We start from the raw sequence: 7,601 nt of genomic DNA on the forward strand, positions 1-7,601 counted from the left end.
GCCCTAACCTGCGAAGAAAGCAACAGTGCGTCCGTAACGCCCCCACCCCCAGGAGCCCTCCATGACCGAAATTCCGCAGGAGCGCCGCGTCGTCACCGCCATTCCCGGGCCGAAGTCCCAGGAGCTGCAGGCCCGCCGGACCGCCACGGTCGCCGGTGGGGTGGGTTCCGTGCTGCCCGTGTTCGCGGCGCGTGCCGGTGGCGGCATCATCGAGGACGTCGACGGGAACCGCTTCATCGACTTCGGCTCCGGCATCGCCGTGACGTCGGTCGGTGCGAGCGCCGAGGCCGTCGTGCGCCGCGCGACCGCGCAGCTCGCCGACTTCACCCACACCTGTTTCATGGTCACGCCGTACGAGGGGTACGTCGCCGTCGCCGAGCAGCTCGCGGAGCTGACGCCGGGTGACCACGAGAAGAAGTCCGCGCTCTTCAACTCCGGCGCCGAGGCCGTCGAGAACGCCGTCAAGATCGCCCGTGCGTACACCAAGCGCCAGGCCGTCGTCGTCTTCGACCACGGCTACCACGGCCGTACCAACCTGACGATGGCGCTGACCAGCAAGAACATGCCGTACAAGAACGGCTTCGGGCCGTTCGCGCCCGAGGTCTACCGCGTCCCGGTGGCGTACGGCTACCGCTGGCCGACGGGCGAGGAGAACGCCGGTCCCGAGGCCGCCAAGCAGGCCATCGACCAGATCACCAAGCAGGTCGGGGCGGACAACGTCGCCGCGATCATCATCGAGCCGGTGCTCGGTGAGGGCGGCTTCATCGAGCCGGCCAAGGGCTTCCTGCCGGCGATCGTGCAGTTCGCCAACGACAACGGCATCGTCTTCGTCGCGGACGAGATCCAGTCCGGCTTCTGCCGCACGGGCCAGTGGTTCGCGTGTGAGGACGAGGGCATCGTCCCGGACCTGATCACCACCGCCAAGGGCATCGCGGGCGGTCTGCCGCTCGCCGCCGTCACCGGCCGCGCCGAGATCATGGACGCCGCGCACGCGGGCGGCCTCGGCGGCACCTACGGCGGCAACCCGGTGGCTTGCGCCGGTGCGCTCGGCTCCATCGAGACGATGAAGGAGCTCGACCTCAACGGCAAGGCCAAGGCGATCGAGGCGACGATGAAGTCGCGCCTCTCCGCCATCGCGGAGAAGTACGACATCGTCGGCGACATCCGCGGCCGTGGCGGCATGATCGCCATCGAGCTGGTCAAGGACCGCGCCACCAAGGAGCCGAACCCGGAGGCGACCGGCGCCCTGGCCAAGGCCTGCCATGCGGAGGGCCTGCTCGTCCTCACCTGTGGCACGTACGGCAACGTCCTGCGCTTCCTGCCGCCGCTGGTGATCGGCGACGACCTCCTCAACGAGGGCCTGGACATCATCGAGGCGGCTTTCGCCCGCATCTGACGCTGTCGGCGGCGGCCGAACCACGGCGGCCGCCGCCGATAGCGGTCAATGGAGCCGGGATCATCCCATAGCGGGAAGATCCCGGCTCCGTATGTATCCGCACATGCCCTGACGTGTGTGCACCCCGTGCGGTGAGAATCCCGTGACCTGGGGTGACCGTCAGGGCGTGTGAAGAACGTGTGCGGGACCCATGCCGGGTTGCCGTTCCGCCTGTCGGCCCGTCACCACCTGACGTACGGTTTCTGCAGATGGAAGAAACACCCCGCCCACAGGGGACTGTGGGCGACACCGGGACGGAGCCTCCCCAGCCCCGTCTTGGTCGTGCCCTCGCGCACACACCCGGAGCTTCTGGCTTCGGAACTCCTCACCGATCGGATGGCCGCTCGCCCCAAACCCCCCGGGGCGCGCGGTTCGCCGATCAGCCCGGCCACTTCGGAACTACCCCCCCTGTTCCGAGGTGGCCGGCCCTTTTTATTTCCCTCTGCGCGCTGCTCTTCGCGATCCTCACCTGGCAGGTGATCGCCGAAGGCCCCCTCCGCGACGCGGACGAGCGGCTCGGCCCCTGGATCACCGGGAGCAGCCTCCCGGACGGCGCCGCCGAGTTCCTCGCCGACCTCGGCGGGATCGCCATCGCCGCGCCCGTGCTCGGCGCCGTCGTCGCCTGGACCGCCTGGCGGGGCCGGATCGACGGTGTCTTCCGCTGGTGGCTCGCCCCGCTGACCGCCGCCGTGGCGATGGCGGCGGTCCCGGCGCTGGTGATCCCGCTCAAGGTCATCGTCGACCGCACCGGGCCGCCCGGCATGGACGGCGGCGGCTTCTACCCCTCGGGCCACACCGCCACCGCCCTGGTCGCCTACGGCGGGGCGGCGCTGCTCCTGCTTCCGCACCTGCGCGGCACGTACGCCCGACGTGAACTGGTCATCGCCTGCGCCCTGTTGAACTTCGCGGTCGGGCTCGGTCTTGTGCGGCGCGGGTACCACTGGCCGCTGGACGTGGTGGCCGGCTGGCTGCTGTTCGGGATGGTGCTGCAGGTGATGGTGATCGTGATCGCGCGGTACGGTCGTGGGCCGGCCGAGGAGTGTGAACCGGCCGGGGAATAGGGCGAGTTCGAAGGGGACGCGGTGACCGCAGGAACAGTGACGGAGCGAGTACTCGTCCCCTACGAGCGGCGGGAGTACGCACTGTCCCCGTCCCGGGGGCACGTACTCCTGCCGAAGCAGGGCACCAAGCTCCACCACGACCCCGCGTGCCCGCATCTCACGGACTCCGGCTCGCTGCCCCGCTTCGACGATCCCGACGGGCTCACCTGGCGCCGGCTGCTCGACGCGGGCCCCGCGGCCGACACCGCCGCACGTGCCGGGTACGCGCAGCGGATCGGCCTCCTCAACCAGCAGGGCAGACCGGTCACCCACCTCTGCTCCTGCGCCTTCGCGCCGGTGAACGAGGCGCAGGCCAAGGAGCTGCGGCACTGGTCCCTCGACGAGGCGCTCGCCGCCTTCGAGCCCGCCCTGTTCGCGGACCGGCTCGCCCTCGCCGAGCAGCAGGCCGATGCCATCCGTGAGGCGTTCCCCTGGGACGACTGGCAACACCTCACACTCGACCGCTATGCGATGGGGCAGGGCGACAAGCCGTACTGCTACCGCGCCGAGTTCGAGGCGGAGGCCCTGGGCAGCGGGCGCGGCGCCTTCACCAAGGGGCACCTGGTCACGTACCGGAAGCAGAGCCGAACCTGGTACCACGACGAGCGCTACGCCGACGAGAACGAGGCCTGGACGGCGGTGCGCGCGGGTATCCGCGCGGCGGTCGCGGCGGCGCGCGAGGGCCGGGTCGCCGACATCGACGGCATCGAGTCGGTGCGCTCGGGCAACGGCCACCTCATCTCCAAGACCCTGCGCGTCTACGCCCCCGACGCCACGCTGCCCATCCACCACCTCCCCCACGTCAAGCACTACATCGCCCGCCTGACCGGGCGGCCCGCGCCCGCCAAGCTCGGGGTCTTCGCCACGCGGGCGCTGCTCGCCTCGGCCGTCGACGGGTCGGGGCGCTTCGACGGCTGGTCCCGCGACCAGGTGGCGCACTTCCTCCACTGGTGGGCGGCGCCGACCCGGCCGCCTCGCGTCGTGAAGATCGCCCCCGGCCGTGACGCTTCCCTGTGGGAGGACTGCCTGGCGGGCGGCTATGTGGCCGTCGGCTGGGACGAGGTCGGAGATCTGCGGGACTTCGCGGACAAGGACGAGTTCAAGCAGGCGTTCGCCGCGCAGAACGCCGAACGCCACGAGGGCAGCAAGTCGAAGATCAGCGCGAAGGCGAACGAGGTCTGGACGCTGATGGAGCTGCACCCCGGCGACATCGTCGTGGCCAACCGCGGCACCAGTGAGATCGTCGGCGTCGGCGAGGTCACCGACGACGGCTATGTGTGGCGGCCCGAGCGCCCCGACCACCGGCACACGGTGAGCGTCGAATGGACCGACACCACACCCGTCCCGCTGAAGGAGGCGGAGCCCGCCTGGCGCTTCGTGACCGTCAAGGACGTACCGGCCAAACTGTGGTCACAGATCCAGGACGCACAGCTCTTTCAAACCGTCGGCGAGCGGCTCGAGGAAGAGAAGATCACCGCCCAGCCCCTCGACGCCGGCCTGCAGCGCATCGCCGACGCCCTCGACCGGCGCGGCCAGGCCGTCCTGTTCGGCCCGCCCGGCACCGGAAAGACATACGCCGCACTGCGCTTCGCGGTGCGCTGGCTCGGCGAACGCACCCAAGGCATAGGTGAGTTGAACCCTTATGCCGATCCGGGCAGCCACGCCTTCGACGCCGCGCTCGACCTGCTCACCGCGCCCGTGGAGGGCTTCGGGGCGGGGCGTCTGACGCTCGTCACCTTCCACCCGAGCTATGGCTACGAGGACTTCGTCGAGGGGTTCCGGCCGGTCAAGGGGGGCGGTTCGGGACTCACGCTCGACCGGGTGGACGGGGTGTTCAAGCGGGTCTGCGCCGCCGCGGCCGCCGACCCGGATCACCCGTATCTCGTGGTCGTCGACGAGCTGAACCGGGGCAATCTCCCCAAGATCTTCGGGGAGTTGGTCACGCTCCTCGAGAAGGACAAGCGGGGCCGCTCGTTCACGCTGCCGCTGAGCGGGGACCCGTTCGCCATCCCGCGCAACGTCCACCTCATCGGCACGATGAACACGGCGGACCGCTCCATCCGGATGCTCGACGCGGCGATCCGGCGCCGCTTCGCCTTCATCGAACTCCTCCCCGACTCCGCTCCGTTGCAGGGCTTCCACGTCGACCGGCTGCACCTGGCGGCGTTCCTGGACTCCCTCAACCAGCGGATCCGGGAGCAGCTCGACCGCGAGAAGCAGATCGGGCACGCCTTCTTCCTGCCGAACGGTGAACCCGTGGGCTCCGTCGCGGAGTTGGCCGACATCATCCGCACGGAGATCCTGCCGCTGCTCCAGGAGTACGCGTACGACGACTACACGCTGCTCGCCTCGTTCCTCGGCGATGGCCTGGTGGACGCCGAGACGCACACGCTGCGCGAGATCGACGACGAGTCGCTGGTGGCGGCGCTCTACGCGGAGTTCCGGACCGGCGGCGACACCGGGACGGAATGACGCCGGTGCCGCCACCTGTGATCACCCTGCGCGAGTACGCCCGCCACACCGCCGACGGCATCCGGCTCACCCCGGCCGACCGCCGCCGCATCGCCGATCCCCGGCTCGCCGAGCGGCTCGGCGTCCAGGAACTAGCCCATGGGCGGCTCCAGTTGACCGCGGGGCCGCATGTCGGCGTGATCCAGCTCGACGCGTGCGAGATCCGCGTGCGCCCGAAGTACCTGGGCGAGGAGCTCGAGGTGCTGCGCATGCTGGCGTACGCGGAGGGCTCCGCCGGGGTGCTCGACGCGGGGCGGACGTTCGCCGACGGGGAGCCGAATCTGCGGGACCTGGTCGCGCTGCTCGTCGTGGAGCACGGGGAACGGCTCCTCGCGCGCGGGGTGCGACGGGACTACGTAGAACAGGAGGAGGATCTGCCTGCGGTACGGGGGCGGCTGCTGCCCGAGCGGCAACTCCTGGTGCATCACGGCAGGATCGACCGCCTTGCCTGCCGGTTCGACGAGCACGACGCGGACATCCTGGACAACCGGCTCTGCGCGGCGGCCGCCGACCTCGCCGCGCGCACCACCCGCGCCCCGGCCGTGCGGGCCCGCGCGCGGCGGGTCGCCGCGCAGTTCGCGCGGTACGCCCCCACCCCCTTGGGCGACCTGCGGGCCGCCGTCGCCGCGCTCGACTACCACCGGCACAACGCCCCCTACCGGGCCGCGCACCGCTGGGCCGCGTTGCTGCTCTCCGGCGGCGGTGTCGACGACCTGTTCGGCACCGGACCGCTCGCCGCCCGCGCGTTCCTGATCGACATGAACGCGCTCTTCGAGTCGTTCACGACCCGGCTGCTCACCGAAGCCGCGGCCGTCGCCGGATCCGGCTTCACCGTCCACGGGCAGAGCCGCCACCGCGGCGTCCTGCACGACGAGCGGGGCGGGCGCCACTACAGCGAGGTGCGGCCCGACGTGCTGCTCTCGGGGAGCGGGGACGGGCAGCCGGTGCGCCGCCCGGTGGACGTGAAGTACAAGCTTTACGAGGACAGGAAGATCAGCACCGCCGACCTCTACCAGGCCTTCCTGTACGCCCACGCGCTCGCCCGGCAGCCGGCCGGCGAGACCCCGACCTGCGTGCTGCTTCACCCGGGCGGGGCGGCGGCACCTCGGGCGAGCGTCGCGGTGCGGCGCTGGGACGGGGGCACGTCGGCGCGGGTGCGGTCGGTGCCGGTCGATCTGCCGTCGCTGCTCGGCGCGTCGGGCGGCCCCGGGTGGCGCGAGGCGCTGGCGCGGCTGTGGGGTCAGGTGGTTGCCTGACGGCACGCCGGTCCGGCCGGGGTGTCGCGTCAGCCGAAGTACGCGTCGAAGTTCTTCGAGAACTCCCAGTTGTTGTAGCGGTCCCAGTTGATCGACCACGTCATCAGGCCGCGCAGGTCCGGCCAGCTGCCATGCGTCTGGTACGAGCCACAGTCGGTGCCCTTGGTCAGGCAGTTCAGGGCCTTGTCGACCTCGCCCGTCGGCACGTGGCCGTTGCCCGCGTTGGTGGAGGCGGGCATGCCGATGGCGACCTTCTGGGGCGGCAGCGGCGGGAAGGCGTTGTTCGTGTCGCCCGCCACCGGGAAGCCGGTGAGCAGCATGTCGGTCATCGCGATGTGGAAGTCCGCGCCGCCCATGGAGTGGTACTGGTTGTCCAGGCCCATGATCGGGCCCGAGTTGTAGTCCTGGACGTGCAGCAGGGTGAGGTCGTCGCGCAGGGCGTGGATGACCGGCAGGTACGCGCCGGCACGGGGGTCCTGGCCACCCCATTTGCCGGTGCCGTAGTACTGGTGGCCGAGCTGCACGAAGAAGGTCTCGGGGGCCATCGTGAGCGTGAAGCCGGACCCGTACCTCGCCTTGAGAGTCTTCACGGCCGAGATCAGATTCACGATCGACGGGGTCTTGGGGTTCTTGAAGTCCGTGTCGCCGGCGTCCAGGGAGAGGGAGTGGCCCTCGAAGTCGATGTCCAGGCCGTCGAGTCCGTACTCGTCGATGATCGCGGATACGGACGACACGAAGGTGTCGCGGGCCTGTGTGGTGGTGAGCTGCACCTGGCCGTTCTGGCCTCCGATGGAGATCAGGACCTTCCTGCCCGCCGCCTGCTTGGCCTTGACCGCGGCCTTGAACTCGTCCTTGGTCTCCACGTTCGGGCACTCGGTCTGCGGGCAGAGGCCGAAGCGGATGTCGCCCGATGTGGCGGACGTCGGCTCGCCGAAGGCGAGGTCGATGATGTCCCAGCTGTCGGGGGTGTCCGCGAGCCGGGTGTATCCGGAGCCGTTGGCGAAGCTGGTGTGCAGATAGCCGACGAGGGCATGGTCGGCGGCGGCCTTCGGTTGTGCGGTGTCGGCTGCGGCTGTCGTGACAGGAAGGCCGGACGCGGCGAGCGCGCAGGCGGCGGCCGCGGCCACGGTGAGGCGTCTCAGAGAGCGCGACAAGGAACGATCCACAACTGCCTCCGGGCATGGGGGGATTGGAGGGCGGGTCGCGCTTAATTTGGTCCAGACCATTGCGTCTGTCAAGACCTCAACAACTCCCGTGTCCCCGGGCTCCCCTGCCCCGGCTACTCCCCCGGCTCCATCC

4 protein-coding genes and 1 pseudogene are annotated in these 7,601 nt (G+C 70.6%); 4 read left to right on the forward strand and 1 reads right to left on the reverse strand.

Annotation, left to right across the window (positions count from 1 at the left end):
• Positions 1–61: 61 nt before the first annotated feature.
• The 4 genes from gabT (at position 62) to E2651_RS38795 (ending at position 6,302) form a co-directional block, all read left to right on the forward strand.
• A complete protein-coding gene (gabT, locus tag E2651_RS38780; protein ID WP_135335973.1) occupies positions 62–1,396 on the forward strand; it encodes a 4-aminobutyrate--2-oxoglutarate transaminase in 1,335 nt (444 codons plus the stop codon).
• Between the two features lie 515 nt (positions 1,397–1,911).
• Positions 1,912–2,496: a phosphatase PAP2 family protein gene (locus E2651_RS38785; protein WP_348541698.1), complete on the forward strand. Its 585-nt coding sequence runs from the start codon at positions 1,912–1,914 to the stop codon at positions 2,494–2,496.
• A gap of 21 nt (positions 2,497–2,517) precedes the next feature.
• Positions 2,518–5,007, forward strand: a complete 2,490-nt coding sequence (locus E2651_RS38790) for an AAA family ATPase (RefSeq protein ID WP_245239483.1) — start codon at positions 2,518–2,520, stop codon at positions 5,005–5,007.
• Positions 5,008–5,012: 5 nt separating this feature from the next.
• On the forward strand, positions 5,013–6,302 hold the full coding sequence (locus E2651_RS38795; protein ID WP_245239484.1) for an McrC family protein: 1,290 nt from the start codon (positions 5,013–5,015) through the stop codon (positions 6,300–6,302).
• 29 nt (positions 6,303–6,331) lie between these two features.
• On the opposite strand, the pseudogene E2651_RS38800 reads toward E2651_RS38795, so the two are convergent.
• Positions 6,332–7,336, reverse strand: a pseudogene (locus E2651_RS38800) (chitinase); the annotation flags it as partial.
• Positions 7,337–7,601 lie beyond the last annotated feature (265 nt).

This window comes from Streptomyces sp. MZ04, from assembly GCF_004684775.1.
Lineage (GTDB): Bacteria > Actinomycetota > Actinomycetes > Streptomycetales > Streptomycetaceae > Streptomyces.

Coding starts and splice junctions, on each gene's coding strand:
- gabT (WP_135335973.1), top strand. CDS start 62: ATGACCGAAATTCCGCAGGAGCGCCGCGTCGTCACCGCCATTCCCGGG.